Annotated in this window: 22 protein-coding genes and 1 pseudogene; 16 read left to right on the plus strand and 7 right to left on the minus strand. The window is 60.7% G+C overall.

Annotation, left to right across the window (positions count from 1 at the left end):
* Window positions 1-130: 130 nt before the first annotated feature.
* Complete coding sequence (gene ctaD / locus ACNJX8_RS17790) at window positions 131-1750, plus strand: cytochrome c oxidase subunit I (protein WP_439361497.1); 1620 nt, start codon at window positions 131-133, stop codon at window positions 1748-1750.
* Window positions 1751-1811: 61 nt separating this feature from the next.
* A complete protein-coding gene (locus tag ACNJX8_RS17795) occupies window positions 1812-2315 on the plus strand; it encodes a LabA-like NYN domain-containing protein (protein ID WP_439361498.1) in 504 nt (167 codons plus the stop codon).
* A gap of 340 nt (window positions 2316-2655) precedes the next feature.
* On the opposite strand, the gene tal is transcribed toward ACNJX8_RS17795, so the two are convergent.
* The 3 genes from tal to ACNJX8_RS17810 all read right to left on the minus strand — a co-directional run bounded on the left by tal (window position 2656) and on the right by ACNJX8_RS17810 (window position 5251).
* The gene (tal, locus tag ACNJX8_RS17800) at window positions 2656-3741 is read right to left on the minus strand and encodes a transaldolase (RefSeq protein ID WP_439361499.1); all 1086 of its coding nucleotides are present in this window, start codon (window positions 3739-3741) and stop codon (window positions 2656-2658) included.
* 508 nt (window positions 3742-4249) lie between these two features.
* On the minus strand, window positions 4250-4507 hold the full coding sequence (locus ACNJX8_RS17805; protein WP_439361500.1) for a hypothetical protein: 258 nt from the start codon (window positions 4505-4507) through the stop codon (window positions 4250-4252).
* 252 nt (window positions 4508-4759) lie between these two features.
* On the minus strand, window positions 4760-5251 hold the full coding sequence (locus tag ACNJX8_RS17810; protein WP_439361501.1) for a GreA/GreB family elongation factor: 492 nt from the start codon (window positions 5249-5251) through the stop codon (window positions 4760-4762).
* A 363-nt stretch (window positions 5252-5614) separates the two neighbouring features.
* Between ACNJX8_RS17810 and ACNJX8_RS17815 the strand changes: the two genes are divergently transcribed.
* The 12 genes and pseudogenes from ACNJX8_RS17815 to ACNJX8_RS17870 all read left to right on the plus strand — a co-directional run bounded on the left by ACNJX8_RS17815 (window position 5615) and on the right by ACNJX8_RS17870 (window position 16050).
* The gene (locus ACNJX8_RS17815; protein ID WP_439361502.1) at window positions 5615-5845 is read left to right on the plus strand and encodes a hypothetical protein; all 231 of its coding nucleotides are present in this window, start codon (window positions 5615-5617) and stop codon (window positions 5843-5845) included.
* A gap of 160 nt (window positions 5846-6005) precedes the next feature.
* Entirely contained in the window at window positions 6006-8927 is a 2922-nt protein-coding gene (locus ACNJX8_RS17820) for a monovalent cation/H+ antiporter subunit A (protein ID WP_439361503.1), read from the plus strand.
* A complete protein-coding gene (locus ACNJX8_RS17825) occupies window positions 8927-9268 on the plus strand; it encodes a Na+/H+ antiporter subunit C (RefSeq protein WP_129145106.1) in 342 nt (113 codons plus the stop codon). Before ACNJX8_RS17820 ends, ACNJX8_RS17825 begins: the two co-directional genes overlap by 1 nt.
* Window positions 9265-10878 (plus strand): monovalent cation/H+ antiporter subunit D, encoded by a 1614-nt coding sequence (locus tag ACNJX8_RS17830; protein ID WP_439361504.1) that lies wholly within the window; start codon window positions 9265-9267, stop codon window positions 10876-10878. Before ACNJX8_RS17825 ends, ACNJX8_RS17830 begins: the two co-directional genes overlap by 4 nt.
* The gene (locus tag ACNJX8_RS17835) at window positions 10875-11363 is read left to right on the plus strand and encodes a Na+/H+ antiporter subunit E (RefSeq protein ID WP_439361505.1); all 489 of its coding nucleotides are present in this window, start codon (window positions 10875-10877) and stop codon (window positions 11361-11363) included. The genes ACNJX8_RS17830 and ACNJX8_RS17835 overlap by 4 nt, the downstream gene beginning before the upstream one ends.
* Entirely contained in the window at window positions 11360-11641 is a 282-nt protein-coding gene (locus tag ACNJX8_RS17840; RefSeq protein WP_439361506.1) for a K+/H+ antiporter subunit F, read from the plus strand. Before ACNJX8_RS17835 ends, ACNJX8_RS17840 begins: the two co-directional genes overlap by 4 nt.
* On the plus strand, window positions 11638-11985 hold the full coding sequence (gene mnhG, locus ACNJX8_RS17845) for a monovalent cation/H(+) antiporter subunit G (protein ID WP_439361507.1): 348 nt from the start codon (window positions 11638-11640) through the stop codon (window positions 11983-11985). The genes ACNJX8_RS17840 and mnhG overlap by 4 nt, the downstream gene beginning before the upstream one ends.
* A gap of 345 nt (window positions 11986-12330) precedes the next feature.
* Window positions 12331-12459: a hypothetical protein gene (locus ACNJX8_RS17850; RefSeq protein ID WP_439361508.1), complete on the plus strand. Its 129-nt coding sequence runs from the start codon at window positions 12331-12333 to the stop codon at window positions 12457-12459.
* 173 nt (window positions 12460-12632) lie between these two features.
* On the plus strand, window positions 12633-13532 hold the full coding sequence (locus ACNJX8_RS17855) for a universal stress protein (RefSeq protein ID WP_439361509.1): 900 nt from the start codon (window positions 12633-12635) through the stop codon (window positions 13530-13532).
* A gap of 1007 nt (window positions 13533-14539) precedes the next feature.
* A complete protein-coding gene (rnk, locus tag ACNJX8_RS17860; protein WP_439361510.1) occupies window positions 14540-14971 on the plus strand; it encodes a nucleoside diphosphate kinase regulator in 432 nt (143 codons plus the stop codon).
* A gap of 693 nt (window positions 14972-15664) precedes the next feature.
* Window positions 15665-15784: pseudogene (locus tag ACNJX8_RS17865) on the plus strand (GreA/GreB family elongation factor); the annotation flags it as partial.
* A 98-nt stretch (window positions 15785-15882) separates the two neighbouring features.
* A complete protein-coding gene (locus ACNJX8_RS17870) occupies window positions 15883-16050 on the plus strand; it encodes a hypothetical protein (protein ID WP_439410341.1) in 168 nt (55 codons plus the stop codon).
* 37 nt (window positions 16051-16087) lie between these two features.
* Here ACNJX8_RS17870 and ACNJX8_RS17875 read toward each other — a convergent pair whose 3' ends face one another.
* Complete coding sequence (locus tag ACNJX8_RS17875; protein ID WP_439361512.1) at window positions 16088-16309, minus strand: hypothetical protein; 222 nt, start codon at window positions 16307-16309, stop codon at window positions 16088-16090.
* A 283-nt stretch (window positions 16310-16592) separates the two neighbouring features.
* Between ACNJX8_RS17875 and ACNJX8_RS17880 the strand changes: the two genes are divergently transcribed.
* The gene (locus tag ACNJX8_RS17880) at window positions 16593-16970 is read left to right on the plus strand and encodes a hypothetical protein (protein ID WP_439362078.1); all 378 of its coding nucleotides are present in this window, start codon (window positions 16593-16595) and stop codon (window positions 16968-16970) included.
* Between the two features lie 593 nt (window positions 16971-17563).
* Window positions 17564-18877, plus strand: coding sequence for a hypothetical protein (locus ACNJX8_RS17885; protein WP_439361513.1), 1314 nt, complete (start codon window positions 17564-17566; stop codon window positions 18875-18877).
* Between the two features lie 113 nt (window positions 18878-18990).
* Here the strand turns inward: ACNJX8_RS17885 and ACNJX8_RS17890 are convergent, their stop codons facing one another.
* From ACNJX8_RS17890 to ACNJX8_RS17900, 3 genes are read right to left on the minus strand one after another with little or no spacing between them, the layout of a single operon-like run.
* A complete protein-coding gene (locus ACNJX8_RS17890) occupies window positions 18991-20592 on the minus strand; it encodes an AMP-binding protein (protein ID WP_439361514.1) in 1602 nt (533 codons plus the stop codon).
* A gap of 5 nt (window positions 20593-20597) precedes the next feature.
* Window positions 20598-21050, minus strand: a complete 453-nt coding sequence (locus ACNJX8_RS17895) for a VOC family protein (protein WP_439361515.1) — start codon at window positions 21048-21050, stop codon at window positions 20598-20600.
* 40 nt (window positions 21051-21090) lie between these two features.
* The gene (locus ACNJX8_RS17900; protein WP_439361516.1) at window positions 21091-22302 is read right to left on the minus strand and encodes an ABC transporter substrate-binding protein; all 1212 of its coding nucleotides are present in this window, start codon (window positions 22300-22302) and stop codon (window positions 21091-21093) included.
* Between the last annotated feature and the right edge of the window lie 85 nt (window positions 22303-22387).

The raw sequence follows: 22387 nt of genomic DNA on the forward strand, positions 1-22387 counted from the left end.
AATCATGCATTTAAGCTGCAATTAAAATCGATTGCCGCCCGGGTGCTCTGATGGAAGAAAGATGCAAGCGCCTGCTTTTAAGGTCGCGAGGCAAGCAGGTCTAGCATTCGATGCTTGATCGGAATTGACGATGACAACCATGTCGACAGTTGGCGAGGCGCACGATGCGGGGCGGGCATATCGGGGCGGCTGGCGTCGATATCTCTATTCGACTAACCACAAAGATATCGGCACGATGTACTTCGTGCTCGCCATATGTGCAGGCTTTATCGGCGGAACCTTCTCAGTTTTGATTCGGATGGAGTTGCAGCATACCGGCCTGCAAATCTTCACGGACCCGCACGTCTACAACGTATTCGTAACGGGCCACGGCCTGATCATGATTTTCTTCACGCTGATGCCTGCGATGATGGGCGGATTCGGCAACTGGATGGTGCCGCTCATGATCGGCGCGCCCGACATGGCATTTCCCCGCATGAACAACATTTCATTCTGGCTGCTGCCGGCGTCGTTTGCTCTGCTCATCATTTCGATGTTCGTCGAAGGCGCGCCTGGATCGGATGGTGCCGGCACCGGGTGGACGCTCTACGCCCCGTTGTCGACCGCTGGTCATCCGGGACCGGCAGTCGATTTCGTGATCTTGTCGATGCATCTCGCGGGTGCGTCGTCGATTCTCGGCTCGATCAACTTCATCACGACGATCTTCAATATGCGAGCGCCCGGCATGACGATGCATAAGATGCCGCTGTTCGTCTGGTCGGTCCTCGTCACGGCTTTCCTGCTGCTGCTGTCTCTGCCTGTACTGGCCGGCGCCATTACCATGCTTCTCACCGACCGCAATTTCGGAACGACGTTCTTCGCGCCTGAAGGCGGCGGAGACCCGATCCTGTACCAGCATCTGTTCTGGTTCTTCGGTCATCCCGAGGTCTACATCATGATCCTGCCGGGTTTCGGCATGGTGAGCCATGTCGTCGCCACGTTCAGCCGCAAGCCGATCTTCGGCTATCTGGGCATGGTCTATGCGCTGCTCGCAATTGGGGTCATCGGGTTCCTCGTCTGGGCCCATCATATGTACACCGTCGGCATGTCCAGCAGCGCGCAGGCGTATTTCGCCTTGGCCAGCATGGTTATCGCTGTGCCGACGGGCATCAAGATCTTTTCCTGGACCGCCACGATGTGGGGCGGCTCCATATCCTTTAGGACGCCGATGCTGTGGGCTGTCGGATTCATCTTCGTGTTCACCGTTGGCGGAGTTACCGGCGTTGTGCTCGCCAACCCAGGCATCGATCGATCGCTGCAGGACACCTATTACGTCGTTGCGCATTTCCATTACGTCCTGTCGCTTGGTGCCGTGTTCGCAATTTTTGCAGGCTGGTATTATTGGTTTCCGAAGATGACCGGATACATGTTCTCGGAAACCCTCGGCAAACTGCACTTCTGGCTGACGTTTGTCGGCGTCAACATTGCGTTTTTCCCTATGCATTTTCTCGGATTGTCGGGAATGCCGCGACGAATAGCAGACTATCCGGACGCATTCGGCGGCATGAATCAGATTGCCTCCATCGGATCCTATCTCTCGGCCGCAGGTCTGATCACGTTCTTCGTAACCATGGTGTATGCCTTCGTCCGGAAAGAGAGGGCAGCGAGCAACCCGTGGGGACCCGGCGCGACTACGCTAGAGTGGACGCTTTCGTCTCCGCCGCCGTTCCACCAATTCCAAGTATTGCCTCGGATTTCGGGAGATCATTAGGGACCCTGCGCACGTTGGCGCGAAGAAGCAGGCGGCTCAGATCGCCGCGGAAGCAAGAGGCATGACAGGACGAAGAGCGCTCTTCATCGATGGAGCCAATCTGGATCGGACGGCCGGAAACCTTGGCTTCGAGATCGACTACAAAAGATTGTTGCTGGAATTCGAAGAATCCGGGAGCATTGTCCGTTCTTACTTCTACTTGGCGATAAGAGAAAGCGCGGCCGGCGACGTTCAGCGTCTCACTGACTGGCTCGAGGTCAATCGGTTCACCGTTCGTACGAAGTTGATCAGGCGCCATGAGGATGAGGGTAGGAGGTCGAGGCGCAGCATTGGTATAGACCTCACCATTGACGCGCTCGAGATCGCTCCGCAACTGGATGAACTGTTCCTTTTCTCTGGCGACGGCGATTTTCGTGCCCTTGTCGAAGCGGTTCAGCGTTTGGGGGTCAGAGTCACGGTCGTGTCGAGTTTACAGACCACACCGGCGATGGCGTCCGAAGAGCTGAGACGGCAAGCAGACGCGTTCCTCGAGTTGGCAACGCTAAGGAATTCAATCCAGAGATAGACGCGGCGGACGAATGGCGAGAGTTAGCAGCGCAAACTCGATGCAGTATCCAAGTCATTTTCGGGGCTTTGAAATGCCCCCGCTGGCGACCCGCGAGTGCGGCGGAAATCGGCGTAAAGGTAAAGGTCTGCGTGAATAGCACTCCACGCGATGCGCGAGAGTGGCGAGATACAAGCGGCGCTTGAATAGATCTTGCGGGACCGCAATCGCCGATCGCGCCGCGGCGCCGCGCACGGGCACGGGATAGGCTGCAGCTTTATAGAAAGGCGGGGCATGGCGTGGGTGACCGGCCTAATGCTCCCCGCAAAGCCTGGTGTACGGGACGTTATAACCGTCTACGTCAGCTTGCTTTGCGGATCGCGATCCCCTTGGAGTTGATACGGCCCATCAAATCTTTCCAAGACTTGACGAAAGACTGGGCGCCGTCGTTCTGCAGCTTGGCAGCGAGTACGTCGATATCGATGCCGGCCTTCAGGAATTCGGCGAGAACCCTCTCGCAGTCTCCTCCGTCAGGATCGAGGGTCGTGTCGACCTCGCCGTGGTCTTCAAAGGCCTTGAGGGTAGCGTCCGGTATCGTATTGATCGTGAAAGGTGCCGCGAGTGCTTTGATGTAGAGGATATCGGAGGCGTGCGGATCTTTGGTGCCCGTGCTGGCCCATAGCAGGCGCTGAGGTAGTGCGCCGGCGTTGGCGGCGCGCAGGAAGCGCGGGGAGGCCAACAACTCTCGATAAGCCTTGTAGGTCCGCTGAGCGACGGCTATGCCGAGCCGGGTTGTCAGCGCGCCCGGAACCTTGCCGGCGACTGCGACATCCCAGCGGCTGACGAAGAGCGAGGCAACCGAGGCCACTGCCGGATTCAGCCCCGCCGCGATGCGCCGCTCGACGCCGCGCAGGTAGGACTCGGCAGCCGCGACGTATTGCTCGCGCGAAAAAAGCAGCGTGACGTTGATGGGAACGCCGGCAAAGATAGCCGCCTCGATGGCAGGCAGCCCTTCCGCAGTGCCGGGAATCTTAATAAACAGGTTGGGCTTGCCGCCACGCCGGTGAAGCTCGAGCGCCGCCTCGACGGTTTTGTCGCTGTCATGAGCTAAGGCGGGCGAGACTTCCAGCGACACCCAGCCGTCGATCCCATTTGTCCGCGCGAAAACAGGTTGAAACAACTCGGCGGCGCGGGTCAAATCTGCCAGGGCCAGATCGAAAAAAAGATCCTCAGCCGATTTTGTCGGCAACGCTTGCCGCGAAATGTCGACGTCATAGGTTGTGCTGTTGTTGATCGCATGGTTGAAGATTGCGGGGTTCGATGTCAGACCCGACACCGAGAGCTCGTCCATGTAATGTTGCAGAGTGCCATCGTTGAGCAAATCGCGAGTGATGTTGTCGAGCCACAAGCTTTGACCGAAATCGTGAAGCGTTCTTGTCGGATTCATCGCGCTACCTCCGTGTTGAATGCGACGGGCATAGACGCGGCGCGAGGCGATGGATGTGCTCCGGTCGTCTGGCGACGGATTTGGATGACGCCGCTGTTCACACCGAAGCACCTCAGATATCCAAAGACCGCGGTTAACGTCGCGCCATTAGTGTTGTCTCTTGTCCGCCTTTGACAAGCGATAAATATTGCGCGTCAACCTCAGAAAAGATGATAAGTGCGGATGGACTTGCATCCTTCGATAGCAGCTCTAGCGGCCACTGTTTAATACGGCTTTTCGGTCGGCGGACAGAGCGGCGGCACAACAAAACAGTCAATACCATGTCTCTGAAACTCGTTTATCAGTTGGCACCCGATCAGCAAAGTCAGTGCATGCAAGGCAATTGCAACAGCCCCGACTGGTGGCTGCTCAAGAGCGCAGGCGTAGCCGGTAGGAAGTACGATCAGGCGCTGTGCGCCACGGGTAGCCGCTACGGCGACCGGCGACTGTCGCGAGGGGCACGATACGACTATCTGACCTCTGTCCGACGGAAGGGGTCCGCCATATCGTCGTGGCCGCTGCGACTGCTGAAAAACATCAGCGCCATCAGCCCGCAACCGACCAACAGGGAGAAGAATGTTCCGAGGCCAAGGGCTATCCAGCCATGCTTTCCGATTTCCACACCGGTGGTCGCTCCCCACGTGATAAGAGCTCCAGCGCCGGTGAGCAACAATATGGCTGTTAGAATGGTCAACAGAGCGAGTTCTGCGCCTTTAGTCTTTCTCATATCCTGCTCCCGTTCTTCCGAGGTTTGCGTTGGGCTGCAAGTTTGATGCGGCCGGACTGATCCGTGGCATTTACGAGGAAACACCGTGGCTCTAAGCCGCGCTCGTATGGTGGGTCCAGCGTCGCCGATGGACCGACCTATCTGGCTGTCATCCGAAACCGACAGAACGGTTAGATCTCTTTTGCGCCTGCCGGGTGACTCGAAGTCGATCCGCTGACGCTTTTCGGCTCCGAAATTGGCCATTGATCTCTCCTATGCCGCAGATGGTCCTGGGTCATCATCAAGAGGCTTGCTCTGCCGACGCGCCGCCTTGGGCAGGAGTGGCACTGCCTTGGCGTCCGACTGGGCCACGTTTTGCACCCTGACAACGTTCAAACAGCCGGCAACGAAGTATGGCATTTGGTCGCCGACCTGAAGCCCGATCAAAGCCGCACCTAGCGGTGTCAAAACTGAAATGCGGGCAAGATCCGCTTGACACTCCTCGGGCCAGACCAGTTGGACCCTTCGCGGAGGAACGCCCCAGTTGAGGGAATAGGTGACCCACGATCCTATGGTCACGAATGAGGGGAGATCCTCCGACTCTTCGGGTACGATCTCGGCCCTGTTGATCTCACCCATAAGGAAGATCCCGTCCAAGTCTCCTTGTCGGGCGGCAATGTGGGCGAGTTGTTCAAGCCGTGGATAGTCAGATGCGGTGAGCGCGAGTTTTGGAAGAGGCAGCATGACAAACTCCTTCTGCTTCAATTCGATCTCTCGGGTGGAGATCACGAAAGCTGGAAAAGAGCCCGGACGGCGCGCACGCCGTCCGGCTAACCGCCTGCATGAAGGAGGCCGGCGTGAAGATCAAAGCGCGCCGCGCGCGTATCAATGTCGATGCTATAAGCCATACTACAACTAATATGGTGTCCTTAGCCCGTCGGCGACATTGCGGCGAAACCGCACAGTCGCTTGCACTGACGCGAGTGAAACCCCTGCTGGGTGAAGTAGGCGGCGGCCATACACATTTGTGCACGCACATAGTACGCTGAACAGTATGTCGGTCCGCATCTGAGGACCCTAACGTTCTGTCGTCCGAATTGGGCCGAGCCGGCCTCCTTTGACGTGAATGTGAGCCGCAATTCCGCAGCACATCGTTATATTGGCTGGACTCACCTGCGTGGTACGACGAATGGCATCGACGACATGCGACGCCGCTCAGAGTTCAGTGAAGCCAAAGACGGCGAGGCCGTTGCGCTAAGCGCCTGGCGGGTGGTCGCGCTCTGCGGATTGTACGCGTTTCTTGGCGCGCTGGCGGCCGCAATTGCTGCCTTGGTAGGCACTCTTCCTCATTGGATCTGAACCGTTCGATTGTGAATGAGGGCTGGCCGGTGGCCCCGGGGCGTGCCGGTCGACCCGCAGAGCGGCGCCAAACCTTACAGTGGCGATACGCGTCTGTCTCGGCTAAGCAAGCTGGGTCGCGAAAATATACCCTCCATCTAGCAGCTGGGGCAGCGAAGGCATGTTCCTCCTTGCCGTTCTCGTCCTTCCCTTCGTCGGAAGCTTCATTGCGGCGCTCCTGCGGGTCCATGCCCGCAATGCTGCGGCATGGCTCGCCGGAGGAGTTGCACTTGCAGCCTTTTGCATCATTGCTGTGGCCTATCCGAGCGTGACGCACGGCGGGGTCGTCGGCTGGCGCACGGCGTGGATCGCCGAACTTGGCCTTTCGTTCGCTCTGAGACTCGACGGCTTCGCCTGGGCGTTCGCCATGCTGGTCACCGGCATCGGATTTCTGGTGGTGCTGTACGCCCGCTATTACATGTCGCCTAGCGATCCCGTTCCGCGGTTCTTTTCTCTCCTGCTCGCATTCATGGGGGCGATGCTGGGGATCGTGCTTTCCGGCAATCTGCTCCAGCTCGTTTTCTTCTGGGAGCTGACCAGCCTGTTTTCGTTCTTGCTGATCAGCTATTGGCATCACAATTCGGCTGCGAGGGACGGCGCACGAATGGCGCTGGTGATCACCTCGAGTGGCGGACTCTGCCTCTTTGCCGGCGTCCTGCTGATCGGTCACATCGTCGGCAGCTACGACCTGGACAAGGTGTTGGCGTCAGGAGAGGCGATCCGTTCGCATCCGCTCTATGTTCCCGCGCTCGTGCTGATCCTGCTCGGCGCCCTGACCAAGAGCGCCCAATTTCCATTTCATTTTTGGCTGCCGCACGCGATGGCGGCTCCGACTCCCGTATCCGCCTATCTGCACTCGGCAACGATGGTGAAGGCGGGCGTGTTTCTTCTGGTCAGACTCTGGCCCGCCCTCGGCGGATCGAACGAATGGCTGTGGCTGGTGGGATCGGCCGGCCTGATCACCTTTCTGCTGGGCGCGTTCCTCGCGGTATTCCAGCAGGATCTAAAGGGTTTGCTGGCTTACTCGACCATCAGCCATCTTGGCTTGATCACGCTCCTGACTGGACTGGACACGCCGTTCGGGCAGATCGCGGCGATCTTTCACATCATGAACCATGCCACCTTCAAGGCCTCGCTGTTCATGGCTGCGGGCATCATCGACCACGAAACCGGCACGCGCGACATCAGGCGCTTGAGCGGTCTCTACGCGTTCATGCCGATCACTGCGACGCTGGCCATGGTTGCGGCCGGATCGATGGCCGGCGTGCCGCTGCTGAATGGCTTCCTCTCGAAAGAGATGTTCTTCGCCGAGACAATCGAAGTCCATGACAATTCATTTGTCGATCAGGCGCTTCCCTACATCGTCACTGCGGCAAGCACTTTCACCGTTGCCTATTCTCTCCGGTTCATTCGCGACGTGTTCTTCGGTCCTGCCCCCGTCGGCCTTCCGCGCACGCCTCACGAGCCGCCCCTCCTGATGCGGCTTCCAGCCGAGCTTCTCGTGCTTGCATGCGTCGTGGTGGGCATCGCTCCGGCGTTGACCGTTGCACCGGTCCTCAACACCGCCGCTGGCGCCGTGCTCGGCTCCAACATGCCGGAGTACAGTCTCAGGATCTGGCACGGCTTCACGCCCGAATTGCTGATGAGCGGCCTGGCGATGGTTGGTGGCGTTGGCGTCTATGTGATGCTGCGCTCCTACCTTCTCGTTAACGAGGGGCCGCCTCTGCTCGGCCGTTTCAGCGGGAAGCAGATCTTCGACTGGACGATGGTGACGCTATCCTGGCGTCTTGCACGCTGGCTCGAGAGCAAGCTCGGAACGAGACGTCTCCAGCCACAATTGAGAGTCCTGGCCGGTACAGCGTTCCTCTCTGCCTTGCTGCCGCTCTATTCGCGCGGCGTCCCGCTTGCGGATCCCCTGCGCACTACATTCGACCTTGCGTTCGCTTTGCTTTGGACGGTCGGCGCCGCCTGCGCGGTCGGCGCCGCAATCCAGGCCAAATTTCATCGCGTCGCTGCGCTGATCCTGCTCGGGTCTGCCGGTCTCGTGACCTGCGTCAGCTTCGTATGGCTATCGGCTCCCGATGTGGCGCTGACGCAGATCGTCGTCGAGACGGTTACGACAGCCCTCCTTTTGCTCGGCTTGCGGTGGTTGCCAAAACGTATCGCGCCGGCCGAGGCGGACGCGCCAACCGGCACGATTCGATGGCACCGCGTGCGTGACTTCGCGATCGCGCTCTCCGTCGGCGTCGGCCTGGCGACGCTCGCTTTTGCGGCCATGCAGCACCCGGATACGAACAGCATCTCGCAATACTTCATCGAAAACGCCTATACAAAAGGTGGCGGAACCAACGTGGTCAACGTCATCCTGGTGGACTTCCGCGGATTCGATACGATGGGTGAGATCACGGTGCTCGCCGTCGTTGCGCTCACCGTCTACGCGCTGTTGCGCCGCTTCCGTCCGGCACCCGAGAGCATTCCCGTTCCCGAACAGCAGCACGCCCAGGACACCCACGACGAGGCGCATCCTGACCGACAGAAGGGTGACACCGCCAAGGATACGACGGAGACGGCGGCGCTGATGATGAGGCTGATGTTTCCCGTGATCGGTGTCGTGGCGATCTTCCTGCTGTTGCGCGGGCACGATCTTCCGGGCGGAGGCTTCGTGGCCGGCGTCGCCATGGCGACTGCATTCATCCTGCAGTACATGGCGCGCGGCACGACATGGGTGGAAGCTCGTCTGAACGTCATGCCGGTACGCTGGATGGGGATCGGGCTTCTGCTCGCCGGGTGTACGGGGGCCGCCGCCTGCGTTTTCGGATATCCGTTCCTGACCTCGTACTTTGCCTATGCCGAGCTGCCGCTGATCGGCCGGGTCCCCACGGCAAGCGCATTCCTGTTCGACGTCGGCGTATTCTCACTCGTGATCGGCGCCACGGTGCTGATGCTCATCGCGATCGCGCATCAATCGGTGCGTCGCTACGCAGTTCCGCCTCAAAGCGGTCGAGGCTTGGCAAGTGAGCCATCGAGGGAGGAACTGGTCTGATGGAGCTCGTGCTGGCGATCGGTATCGGTACGCTTGCGGCGTCCGGCGTTTGGCTGATCCTCAGGCCGCGCACCTTTCAGGTCATCATCGGGCTGTCGTTGCTCTCTTACGCCGTCAATCTCTTCATCGTGGCCATGGGGCGGGTGCGGAGCGGAGCTCCGGTGCTCATCGCAAAGGAGGCCGGAGATCCTGCCCGGTATGCCGATCCGCTCCCGCAGGCGCTGGTACTGACGGCGATCGTCATCAGTTTCGCGACCACCGCGCTCTTCCTGGTGGTGCTGCTGGCGTCCCGCGGCCTTGCCCGAACCGATCATGTCGACGGCCAGGAGCCGGAAGCGTGAGCGGCGCCTCTGCTCTGGTGATTGCCCCGATCCTCCTGCCCCTGCTGGCAGGTGCCGGCATGCTGCTGCTTAACGGAGAGAGGCACCGGTGGATCGTCGCCGGCCTCAACGTCGGCGCAACATTTGCCCTCGTTTGCATTGCCGCGATCCTGATCGAAATCTCCGATACCGGCACAAGGGACATCTATCGTCTGGGCAATTGGCCTGCGCCGTTCGGAATTGTCCTCGTGCTCGATCGGCTGTCGGCTCTGATGCTGCTGCTGACCAATATCCTCGCGCTGGCCTCGATCGTGTACTCCCTTGCACGCTGGCACCGGGCAGGCGCGCATTTCCATTCGCTGTTTCAATTCCTGCTGATGGGCCTCAACGGCGCCTTCCTCACGGGCGATCTCTTCAACCTGTTCGTGTTCTTCGAGTTGTTGCTGGCGGCGTCATACGGCCTTCTGTTGCACGGATCCGGCCTTGCCCGGGTGAAGGCGGGGCTGCATTACATCGTCGTCAACCTCGCCGCCTCGCTGCTGTTTCTGATCGGGGTCAGCCTGATCTACGGCGTGACCGGAACGCTCAACATGGCGGATCTCGCGGCACGCGTGCCGGCGGTCACCGCCGAGAGCCGCGGCTTGCTCGAGGCAGGTGCGGGCGTGCTGGCGGTGGCCTTCCTGCTCAAGGCGGGAATGTGGCCCTTGAACTTCTGGTTGCCGACCGCCTACGCCGCCGCAAGTCCGCCGGTGGCGTCGATCTTCGCAATCCTGACCAAGGTCGGCGTCTATATCGTGCTGCGCCTGTCGCTCTTGCTTTTCGGCGAGGACGCCGGCGCATCGGCGGGCTTCGGGAGGGAGTTCTTGTTGTTCGCCGGCTTGGCGACGATCCTGTTCGGAGCAATCGGAACACTGGCCTCGCAGGACACCGCCCGACTGGGCGGCTTCTCGGTGCTCATATCCTCCGGAACGGTGCTCGCTGCCACGGGGATGGGGCAGGTCGGCGTCACCAGTGGAGCGCTCTTCTACCTGGTCAGCTCGACGCTCGGCATCGGCGCATTCTTTCTCCTCGTCGAGCTCATCGAGCGCGGCCGCGAACCTGGAGCGGACATGATCGCTGTCACGCGGGAAGCTTATGGCGAGGAGGTCGAGACAGACGAAGCCGAAGCGGACGTGGGCATCGCGATCGTGGCCACCATGGCATGGCTCGGCATCGCTTTCATCGGCTGTGCGCTGGTTATCGCCGGCTTGCCGCCGCTGTCCGGATTTATCGCCAAATTCGCGCTGCTCGCAGCGGCGCTGCATCCGGCCGAGCCGGGCGGAGCCGCTCCCGGCAGCGGATGGGTTCTGCTCGCCGTGCTGGTCCTCTCGGGTTTCGCGACCTTGGTCGCGATGGCGCGCGCGGGAATCCGCATCTTCTGGGCCTCGCCGGATCGCACTGTGCCGCGCGTGCGCGTGATCGAGATGGCCCCGATCATGTTCCTGCTGTTCATCTGTGCTGCGCAAACGGTTCTGGCCGGTCCCGTGATCCGCTTCATGCAGGCCGCGGCGCATTCCCTCCACGCGCCGGCGGACTACATCAGCGACGTCCTGGACAACCGCTCCAGCAGCCGACAACCGGAGGGCAAATGACACGCTTGCTGCCCTTTCCCCTTGTCAGCGTCTGCCTGCTCGCACTGTGGCTGCTGCTCAATCAAGCGGTCACCTTCGGGCACATCCTGCTGGGCAGCCTGGTCGCTCTGGTCGGCGGGCAGATGCTGACCGCGCTGGAATTACCACCCGTGCGGATCAGGCGACCTGGCGTCATTTTGCGGCTGTTGCAACTGGTTGCGGTCGACATCGTTCACTCGAACCTGGCGGTGGGACGGATCGTTCTCGGTTTCGGGCGGCGACAGCGCAGATCGGGTTTTGTGGAGATTCCGCTCGACATGCGCGACCCCTACGGACTGGCCTCGCTCGCCTGCATCATTACGTCGACCCCGGGGACGCTGTGGGTGAATTTCGACACCCAACGAGGGGCGCTGACCATCCACGTTCTGGACCTCGTCGATGAAGAGGAGTGGGTCCGCACCATCAAGGACCGTTACGAACGTCATCTGCTGGAGATATTTGAATGAGCCAGCTCATGCTGACCTACTCGCTCCTGGTCGCGCAAGCGTTGCTGGGATTGGCGATCGGCTGCGGCGCTTTGCGCATCTTCCTTGGACCGCGCGCGCAGGATCGCGTTCTCGGTTTCGACACGTTGTCCGTCAATGCGATGTTGTTGCTTCTGACGGTCGGGATTCGAACCGGCGAGGCGCTCTATTTCGAGGCTGCCCTGGGCATGGCCCTGTTCGGTTTCGTCGGCACGGTTGCGCTCGCCAAGTTCCTCCTCCGCGGCGAGGTGATCGAATGAACGGCATCGAGCACTTGCCCCCTTGGGCGGCCGTCCTCACAGCGGTCTCCCTTTTGACCGGCGCTGCCGCCGCGCTGATCGGCTCGCTGGGCCTTTTGCGGCTCGGTACATTCTACGAGCGGGTCCATGCGCCGACGCTCGGAACCACGCTCGGTACCGTCTTCATCGCGGCCGCTTCGATGGTCTGCTTCTCGGTTCTGCAGAGCAGACCGGTGCTGCACGAAATCCTGATCGTCGCACTCGGCGTCGTGACCACCCCGATTGCGCTGACCGTTCTGGTCGGCGCAGCTCGCTTTCGCGACACCGCCGACAGGGCGCAGCGGGGGGATCCAGACGAGAGATAGCACGAGCGCTTCCAGGCGCCCGGTTCCGGGCGACGCTGTGCAGGGCAAGGCCGGCTAAATGTCGCAATTGATCTCGCGCGGTGCATGCCTATGTCCAGTGTGGGCAAAATGCTGAGCCGAACTCGCATTTGCCGCGACCCTCCAGCCCGACCGCCCGGGCTGTCGCGGCAGCCTGATCATGCGGATGCCGAACGAGAAATAGGCGTATCCCAACAGAGGACGTGATGACCAACGTGCGACCAGACAGAATTCGGGAGAACCAGCTGCAAATCGGCCGGTAACCCGGGCGATTCCGCATCGCCCGGGCGTCGCAAACAACGATTCTGAGCAAGCCGGGAGTTCTTCATGTCTGTCTTTTTGGCACTACTGGTCCTGACCTCGTGGATCCTGTTCATCTGGATTTATGATCCCGATGGGTTCCGCGCGGCTTTTGCGCGCCGTGCGCCCCCGATACAGCATCACCCGGAAGGGTGATGCTGGAAGGTGCTTCGTCACCTCGCGCTCCCGCTCCTAGGGTTTTCGACCGCGACACGCAGCTGCGCTCCGGATCTCGGGGCCGTTTGCGTGTGGCCGCGTCATGAGCCGGCAATCAAATCGCGCCCTGCCGAAATCGGCTCGGCGCGCTCAACCTATATAAAGGTTCTAACATGATCATCGTCGCTGCGACCGATTTCTCTACGCGTTCTCATCGCGCCCTGCGTCAAGCCGGCCTTCTGGCTCGCGCCCGCCGTGCCGAGCTGCACCTTGTTCACGTCGTTGATGAAGACTTGCCGGCCGATCTGGTCCGCATGGAAGAACGCGAGGCTCAGCGGGTGCTGACGGAGCAGATCGGGTCCATCCCCGAGGTGCCTGACGCGCGTTGCCATGCAACCGTGATCAGGGGGCACCCCCTTGACGGGATCTTGCGTGCGAGCGCCGCGGTTGGCGCCGATCTCATCGTGATGGGCGCTCATCGCAAGCAGTTTCTGCGCGACATCTTTACAGGGACTACTATCGAGCGTGTCATTCGCGGAGGAAAGTATCCCGTCTTGATGGTGAACAACGAGGCGCAGCGGCACTACGAACGGGTTCTAGTGCCGGTCGACATGTCGGAGACGTCGGCCGATGCCATCCGCTTCGGCCTGTCCGCCGGGCTCTTGGAAGACGGAGCGACCCTTCTTCACGCCTTCTCGCCGGTGGCTAAGAGACGATTGCTCAGCTCCGGTGCGAGCGCCGAGGTCATCAGTGGATATGTCGACAGCCAGCGCCACGGCGCAATGGAGGAAATGAGCAGGTTTCTCGTGGCGAATGAGTTCGGCACCGGGCGATGGTCGCTGAGGGTCGACGAGGGCTTACCAATGCAGGTGATCGCGCGCGCTATTGCGGAAAAGCGGCCGGACATGCTCGTACTGGGTACTCACGGCCGATCTGGGTTGCTCCGAGCGTTGATTGGCAGCGTCACAGAAGAAGTTCTGCGGTCCGTGAACGTGGACGTTCTCGTCGTTCCTCCCACCCGCGCTGACCTCAGACCTCCAAAGGTGGCCACGGCTGCCTCTTCTGAGGCGTGACGCGAAACGACTGGGGACTCGCCGGGAGAGGCCCAGGGTCTCAACAGCACCAGAGCGCGAGATCCCCTGCGCAGCAGCCTGGCGTCCGCAGGGCATTCGCATGTCCGCGGATCGCCATGGCTCTCCCGAGATGACTCAGCCGCGTGTTCGCCCAGTGTCGCGGACAGCTGATTTCCGTGCAGCTCGTTTGGCTGGTCGCGTGATTTTTGGGGGATCGCTGGCCGGAAAAGTTTCCCGCAGTTGCCGGTCCAGCTCCTCGTCCAGTTCTCGCTTTTCTCGCTGCTCCGATGTTTCGTATTCTTTCGGCATTATCAATCTCCGCTTTTTAGCAGGCGACCGGCCGTCTTTTTGCCAGAGAACCTCGGTGGCAAACGCACAAGTACCATCAAAAAGCGAGCGGAATTGAGGTTCTCGTTTGAGAGGGCTTTGAATATTGCCCGCCGAAGAGGCGATCAATCACTGAAACTTAATGCCAATGAGAGAAGCCCGCGGCTTTTTGCGCAGGAGAGGAAGTGTACCTCCTTCGGGCTGGGAAGGGTCTTCTATTCTTCTTGAGGCGTTATGCGTTGCTGACGAAATGTCGCGTTTGACTTCATGCCAGGAATGCCCACTTAAGCTTTATCATGGTGAGCTTGGCAACATTCCGTGGGAGCCTTTACCTAGCAAGGTATCCGATCGCGGGCGAATAGCCCCGAGCTCAGCGCGCTTGTCCGCTCCGAGCTCGGGGCGACCGCCGACTAGGCAAACTAAAGCGCATTGCATTCGGTCGAGCCAAAATCCGCCTGCAAGCGTGTTAGAGCGCCCGTAGATGCGAGGCGTATGCATCCGATGTCATGAATCAAGTCCGAGCAACCGAACTTGGCCGGTCCCAGATCGGCTCAGAAGCTCGGGCCGCTTCATTTACCTGGACAAGCTCTACTCGAACTGGCGCGGCGAGGGGACCCAAACCACCAGACGAGCAGACCGAAGACGTCTTGTCGGGCCGACACCCGAACGCAAAAAATAAAATGGAGAAGAACACGATGTCAATAACATCAACTAAGACGACCACGCGTAGTGAGATCAAGCCGCCGATAACGCTCACAGCAAATGACTACAAGCAGCTCTCGCTGCTCGCGCGAGCAGCGGAGAACAAAATGCCCGACGTGGCCTCTGTACTAACCGAGGAGCTGGAGCGGGCACACGTGCTTGCGGATGGTCATCCTGTACAAACTGTTTGCATGGGCTCCGAGGTGCGGTTCCGGGACGACTCGACCGGGATCGTTCGGACCGCGACGCTCGTTTATCCGGACGACGCGGACATCTCCCGGCGAAGGCTTTCCGTCCTGACGCCCGTCGGCGCCGCTCTAATTGGTCTTAATACCGGTAACTCGATCACCTGGGAGACGCGGACCGGCGACCTTCGGCGATTGACGGTTCTTGAGGTCCGCTTACCATAGAGTGCCTGAGGCTCCGAAGGGACAATGGTAATCGCGATGTACAGCGGGGTAGTACTTGTTCTGCCTTGCGGAATGAATAACGTGCGCGCTCGGCCGCCTCGAATCTAAAAGCGCAATAAGCAGAGAGGGGTGAACAACGCAGTGTTGAGTACTTGCCTCCATTACGTAGAGCCAGCGGACGAAGCTGAGCGAGACTTCCTTGAAACCTTGATCCGAGAAGACTTTGCGCGCTGTTATCCCGACGATACAATTGAAGACCTTCGGCACCGGGCCTCCCATTCGAGGCATGACAAGGGGCTTCTTCGCGATTGGATGAGCTTAGCGGCAGCGCGAGCCGGGACGTTTTCGGCCCCCATGCGATCTACTCGCGCCGATTGAACGGATGGCTATTCTGCGGACGAGGAGCGTGAGCTTTTGTGAATGCAGTCGCATCAGCCGAACTACGTCAATTGTTTTGTGCCCTATTCGCCGCAATGCTCGCAATGTCAGTAAGGACTATGTTGGAGTTGTTATGATTCACGCGGTTGAGCCTGATACGCACGTTGCGCGGCGTTCTCTGCATGGCGGACGCTTGCAACTAGGCATTTAGCCGGACGGGTAGCCTCGCCCGTCCGGACTGTCTTTCGATCCAACAGGTTGTTCCAGCGCTTCGTTGCGGGATCGCCTCCCTTTACCTTGACGAAGAGTGTAGTGATGCCTCTGCCTTCCATCGCTCTAACCGCGTCCGACTTTCCGCGCCTAGACACACTCGCGCGCGTAGCTGCACAGCAAGGAGACACGGGTGGGGCGTTTCTGCTTGCTGAAATCGATCGAGCAAGTATCGTCTCGGATAACGCTCCCGAGGTCAAATCGCTCGTCGCGATCGGCTCTGGGTCGAGTTCTGGACGAATTGGGGCATTCGCAGACGCACCGTGCAGTTGGTCTGGCCTGAAGACGTCACGTCCAATCCGGCTCAGCTTTCCGTTTTGTCGGGTTTGGGCGCCGCGCTTGTCGGCCTCCGGGTTGGAGATCACATGCCATATTTCGTCGCGGAAGGAATGGATGTCCTCAGAATCGAGAGCGTGAATCAAACCGAGTGACATCCTCGTCCAACGCTGCGCTCTCGTGCGTTGCGGACTAAGTGCACCGGATCTCTGCGATGCCGCCCTTACTCACTTCACCCGAGCCGGAGAACAGCAAGTTCGGCGGCGTTGCCCTTGGCACCGGAGCGTCCGTAGCTTGATCCGCTCTTGAGATCGTACCGCTGGCCAGGTCGAGCAGCCACCGCTTGGTGAACGGGCCCGCATTCTCCGCCAGATCGCGCGCCCGCTGCGCGAAGTCTCTGTAGAACTCTTCCACGACGCCACCCCCGCAACAATTACTGAAAGCCGGATTTCACTATCGGCCGGCGGAGAGGTCAAGAGCTGAGGAGATCGCGGACAACTTTCGGCGACACTGTTGCACCGACGTCAAGCGATGAACTACGCATGCGGGTGGCAGGAAAAATCCGAGGACTGTGCTGTACGCGAGCCGAAAGCTGTGCCCGTCGTGCAGCACCGCGATGACCGGTTGTTCCCGGCGATGCCGCGGCCGGGCGGCAGCGCTATGGTCTGCCTAAACGCGCTCGCTCGGCGACAATGAAATGGCGCTCGTACCGCAGCGACAGGGCGTAGGTGGTGGCGACCGCCGCGGTGATGAGGAGGAGGGGTGTCTCTGTGCCTCTTCGATCCGAATGGACATCGATTGCTGGAGTTGGCTCAAACTTGACCATGATGGATTGGAGCGAGACTTCAATCAGTTAGAAGGCGGCGTGTGCACGACGTGTGCACCGGGAGATCAAAGAGAATCTAACCTCGACAAGCGTAGCTGTCTCTTTGCGCTGAACATTGTCGACAAGCCGCGCCTGCGGTCATCAACTCGCCTGAACACCGCGACCGGCGCGATCGTCCTTGAAGCGATTGCCTCCGCCATGACGGGTGCGAGGGGGCCAGAATTGCCGATACAGGTGGTGCAGCCATAGCGAGCTGAACGCTGCCCGTTCCCCGAGGAAGCGGCACCGCCAATATCAGCGGGGCATAAGGAATATCCTGCAAGGCAGCCAGCCGGACCTTGATCCCCGTGTGGGACATCATGAACCTCGTCGTTCTCGCGTCCGGATTGTGACCTGCGAGCGGCTTGTAGCGCACCGAGCAAACCATAACGGAACCCTTGTACGCGCGAGATTTGACCTGCTCGGATCCCCATAGGCAAACTCCAGGTCCGAGCGTACCGCTTCCCGTGAAGAGGCGCACAGTCCGTCGACATGTCGACGGGTCGAGATCTCCGCCGTCTGCCGTATCTGCATAATGAGTGCACTCAGGGGATCGACGACGCATCGGCCGACGAACCAGGTCAGAGCCGCTCGCGAGCTTCATCAAGCAAACGTTTTCCGCTTTGGAAGCCGAACTCTAGGGCGCGGGTTCGTCGACATGCTTACCCCCAGTCTGGTGATCGCGAACGCGTGAGGCGCTTCAGCGCACTGAATTCAGGGCGCGGCAACTTTCTCGTCAGGCGAGGAGCGATGATGTATGATCAAGGTCTGATCGGAGCGCTCTGGATCGAAGGGGCCTGAGGATGAGGCAGCTGTTTTTGATGCTCACCTGCTGCTTGGCGGCGGCTGGGCTGGCCGGCGCGTCGGCTCAAAATTCCGTGAATTCCACGTCGTCCGTCGTTCAAGCCACTGACCCCCTTGCGGGTAGTGCCTTGTACGATGATGTGAAGCGCTATGAACGGTTCGGTCTCCATCGGTTCGGTACGGTCGGCGCCAACGCCGCGCTAGATTGGATCGCCGAACGACTTCAGGCCACGGGCCTTGCGGTCGAAGCCCAGCGGTTTTCCATAGAGCGGCAATACGTCCTTGATTCCGCAACCATGACGGTGGGGAAAAAGACGGCTTCGATCGTGCCGCAATGGTGGATACCGGAAGACAAATCCAGCTTCACGCTCACCGCACCGATAGCCCGAGACGGAAACGTCGCCGGAAAATTTGTCAGACTTAAGATTCCATATGACCGAGGTGCCTATCTTAACGAGAAGCATCGCGCCGCGATTGCCGCCGCGTCGCGCAGTGGGCCCGCGGCAATCCTGCTGACGATCGATCATCCCAGTGGAGAAATCTTCACTTACAATGTTGCCCAGGCCGACGCCCCCTGGAGCGTACCGGTGCTCTTGGTTGCGCCAAAAGACGAGCCCCTGCTCGAAGAGGCAGGGCGGACCGACAGCCCCGTCACCGTGGCTGTGAAGGGGCGCTATGAAAGGAATGTTGGCGGTCAGAACGTGATCGGACGGCTTGATCGCGGCAAGGACACGACCATCATCGTGTCCACCCCGGTAACCAGCTGGTTCACCAGCACTTGCGAGCGAGGGCCCGGCATTGCCGCGTTTCTCGCAACTGCGGCTCTCGCGGCCAGGTCACTCCCCGATGCCAACTTCATCTTCGTCGCCACCTCAGGTCACGAGATTGGACACGGCGGAATGGAGCTTTTCCTTCGCGACAAGGCGCCACGGCCCGATGCTAAGATCTTGTGGTTGCATTATGGTGCGTCACTGGCCTGCTATCAGCGCGTAAGGAATGGCGATCAGTGGAAAATCTTGCCCGAAGTCGACGCTCAACTCCGATTTTTCGGTGTGAGCGAGACGCTGGCAGCGTCCGCGCGGAATCACCTGCAGCAGGAGCAGGCCACATGGCTCGTTGGCGATCGTGCAGCGGCAGGTGAGTTGCGAGATGTCAAGGGCGCCGGATATACAAATTTCCTGGGCATGTTTGGTCTGCATCCTCTGTTTCACACCCTTCAGGACAGTGCAGAGATGACGGGGCCAGTCGTTCTGGACCCGGTCATGCCGGAGGTCGCGGCGGTGTTGCAGGACTTTATCGCCAAGCAAAGGTGAGGGTTACGACCGCCACCGTGACGTCCTCACGCCCTCTGCCGCGCACAAGACGCCGCTGCGGTGGCGACCAAGATCGAGGTCGGTGAATTCGCTCGGGGTGTCACAGTCGGGCTTCAATGCTCGGCCGCCGGTCGGCTCAGCATGCCATGTTCCCGCAGCCGCTCGATGCAGGCCCGCTCGATCGGCTTCTCGGAGATGGTTTTCGGAATGGCATCCAGCGCCTGAAATATCTCGGGGATGTCTCGCTTTTGTAGCGACTTGCTGCAATACGCCAGGAGATCTGCTTCTCTGAAATTGGCGGCGCACGGGACGACGGCGGCAACCAGCGTCTTCTCCCCCGCTACGTTCCGGGGCGTCGCGACGCCATAGACAAAGACGTCGGAGACGAGGCCTGATCTGATCAGAGCCGCCTCAACCAGAGCGGTGTTGATGAAATCGCCGTTGCGCCGGACGCCGCCTCCAACCCGGTAATGGAAGAAGAACCAGCCGTTTTCATCTTCGTGCACGACGTCGCCGGTGCGGAACCAGCCATCGACAACCTTTGCCTCGCTCGCCTCCGGATTTCTGAAGTATGTGGTCTTGATGGGCACACCATCCTTGCGCCGGAAGCGCAGCTCTCCGGGTTGCATCGCCGGGCAGCGCCGTCCGTCGTCATCGAATACGGCCGCTTCGACCTCGGGCGGTGGCTTGCCCAGGCTTCCGACCGGTCCGGATCCAGGCGGGTTGGTGAGGGCGCCGCCGCCTTCGGTCGAGCCGTAGATCTCGCAGATACGCACGCCATAGCGGCGCTCATACTCTTTCCAGAGGTCGGGCGGCATGCCGGCGCTGATGATAAGCCGGACCGGGTTGCTCGCATCGTCGGGCGCTTCCGGGATGCTGTAGATCTCAGGGATCATGCCGCCGAGAATGTTGAACATGGTGCAGCCGAACCTCCGGCAGATCGGCCAGAGATGCCGCTTGCTGAATTTGCGGCTGATCACGACCGGCAAGCCTGCGGTCAGGCCGATGCGCAGCGTGCCCTGTGCATTGATATGCGTTAGCGACAGGCCGGTGTAGAGCACATCATCGGCATTGAGCTCGATGCCGTGCATGCCGCGGGCCCGGCTCATATAGGCGCCGTGCGAGATGACCACGGCCTTGGGGTTGCCCGTCGTCCCCGACGTGAACATCAGCATCATGGGATCGGCCGGCGAAACGTCGATGCGATCGCAGGATCCGCCTTCCTCCAGGACATCCCGGTAGCTCAGGTTCACCCGTGCGACCGAGGGAGGCCAGGCGCCATTCTCCGTGAGGATCACGGCCCAGGAGAGGGCATTGCCGTCAAGGCCAGCAATGGCGGCCGCACAATCTGCCGAGCAGATCACTCCGCGGCACTCCGCATGCGACAGCATGAAGTTCAGTTTCTCACCGATTGTTCGAGGATCGATCGGGACGAAGACCGCTCCCAGCATGGCGGCGGCCAGCATGGCTTCGACGAATTCCGGATGATTGGCCATCATCAGCGCGAACGTGTCGCCGCGCCGAAGGCCGAGCGCGGCGAGGCGCCACGCGAGCGCAGCGCCGTTTCGTTCCAACTGGGCGTAGGAGCGCTCCTCCGTCCGATAAGTACTGTCAGCCGCCACGTCCACGAATGTCAGGGCCGTCTTGTCAGGCGTCCTCAGAGCGTGAGCGGCAACGAGATCGGCGACGGTATCGAGCGGGGGAGCGGTTTCCACGGGCTTTAGCCTCCAAAGCCATAGTAGCTGCGGACCACCGGCTCGCGCAGCTTGCCCGGCTCGAAGATCTCGATGACGACGCCATCGGGCGCGCCGAGCATGAAATAGCCGCCGCCACCGCCCAGGCGCCGGATGGGATTGGGAATGTGCAGGCCCGCGGCCTTCATGCGGTCGTAGAGCTCGTCGATGCCGACGACCTGCATGCCGAGATGGTGGACGGCATTCTTGCCTTCGCCGCGCGGAAGCTGGTCGTAGAGATGCAGCGCGCCGATGCCGACCTTGATGAAGACGTTACGTGCGCCGGCGACGTCGCCGTCCCACATTACCTCGGCATCGAACCATTTCTTGTAGAAGTCGATGGTAGCATCGACGTTGGATGCAAACAGATGCACATGCTGCAGGTGATAGCGTTGCTTGGAACCATAAGGATACTGCCACTCGCTTTCGGGTATCGTCATTGTCGTCCTCGGGTGTTGAAGTCGGATGTCTGATATCCCGTCAGCGCTTCACGAGCGGACAGGTGCTCTCGGCCAGGGGGATGGTCACGTCTTGAGCCGGGATCGTGCGCAGGATCTTGTAGAGGTCCCACTCTCCCTTGGACTCCTTGGGAGCCTTGACCTCGGCGAGATACATGTCGCGAACCACGCGGCCGTCCTCGCGGATCGTGGCGCCATGCGTGAAGGCGCTTTCGATCGGTGTTGCGCGCATTTTTGCGACGACGTTGTTTGCGTCGTCCGAACCGGTTGCTTCGATGGCCTGAAGATAGTGACGAACGGCCTCGTAGACGCCGATCTGCATGAAGGTGGGGCGCTGCCCTTTACGCCGTGCCGCGAACTTGTCCGACCAGGCGCGGGTCTGTCCGTTGAGGTCCCAATAGAAGGGCGTCGTGAGGAAAGTGCCTTGCGTCGCCTGGAGGCCAAGCGAGTGGACGTCGGTGAGCAGCAGGAGCATCGCGGCCATCTTCTGTCCGCCCGCCGTCAAGCCGAACTCTTCGGCCTGCTTGATGGTTGCCACTGTGTCGCCGGCGGCATTTGCGAGCCCGACGATGCTTGCCTTGGACGCCTGCGCCTGCAGAAGGAACGAAGCGAAATCGGTGGTGCCTTGCGGGTGCGCCGAGGCTCCCAGCACCTTGCCGCCGTTGGCCTGAACGACGGCGCTGGCATCCTTCTGAAGCTGATGACCGAAAGCGTAGTCCGCAGTCACGAAGTACCAGGTCTTGCCGCCGCCCTCGACCACGGTCTTGGCCGTTCCCCGGGCAAGGGCATAGGTGTCGAACGTCCAGGCGACGCTGGTCGGAGAGCAGAACTGGTTGGTAAGCGCGGTCGTTCCAGGCGATGAGAACAGCATGACGCGCGACCGTGTCCGGGCGACCTCCTGCACTGCGAGTGCGACGGCGGAGTTGGGAACATCGGCGATGGCGTCCACGCCATCTTGTTCGAACCATTTGCGGGCGATGCTGGCGCCGACGTCGGGCTTGAGCTGATGGTCCGCGAAGACGATCTGCACGGGCTTGCCGGCGACGCGGTTGCCGAATTCCTCCGCAGCCAGCTGCGCGGCGACGACCGAGCCCTCGCCCGTTGCGTCGGAGACGATGCCCGACATGTCGGTCAATACGCCGATCTTCACGACGTCGCCGGAGATCTGTGCACGAACAGGCGCGCTTGCCCCGATTGCCAGTCCTGCGACGAGCAGTCCGAATACTGATCTCATCCGGCGTTTCCCCCCATCATCGCTGCGTGATGAAGGGTCTGTGTCAGAGCCGGATCAGGCTGGCAAACGAGGTTTTTTCGGTGCG

It is taken from the genome of Bradyrhizobium sp. SPXBL-04 (genome assembly GCF_051853035.1).
Classification (GTDB): Bacteria; Pseudomonadota; Alphaproteobacteria; order Rhizobiales; family Xanthobacteraceae; genus Bradyrhizobium; species Bradyrhizobium zhanjiangense.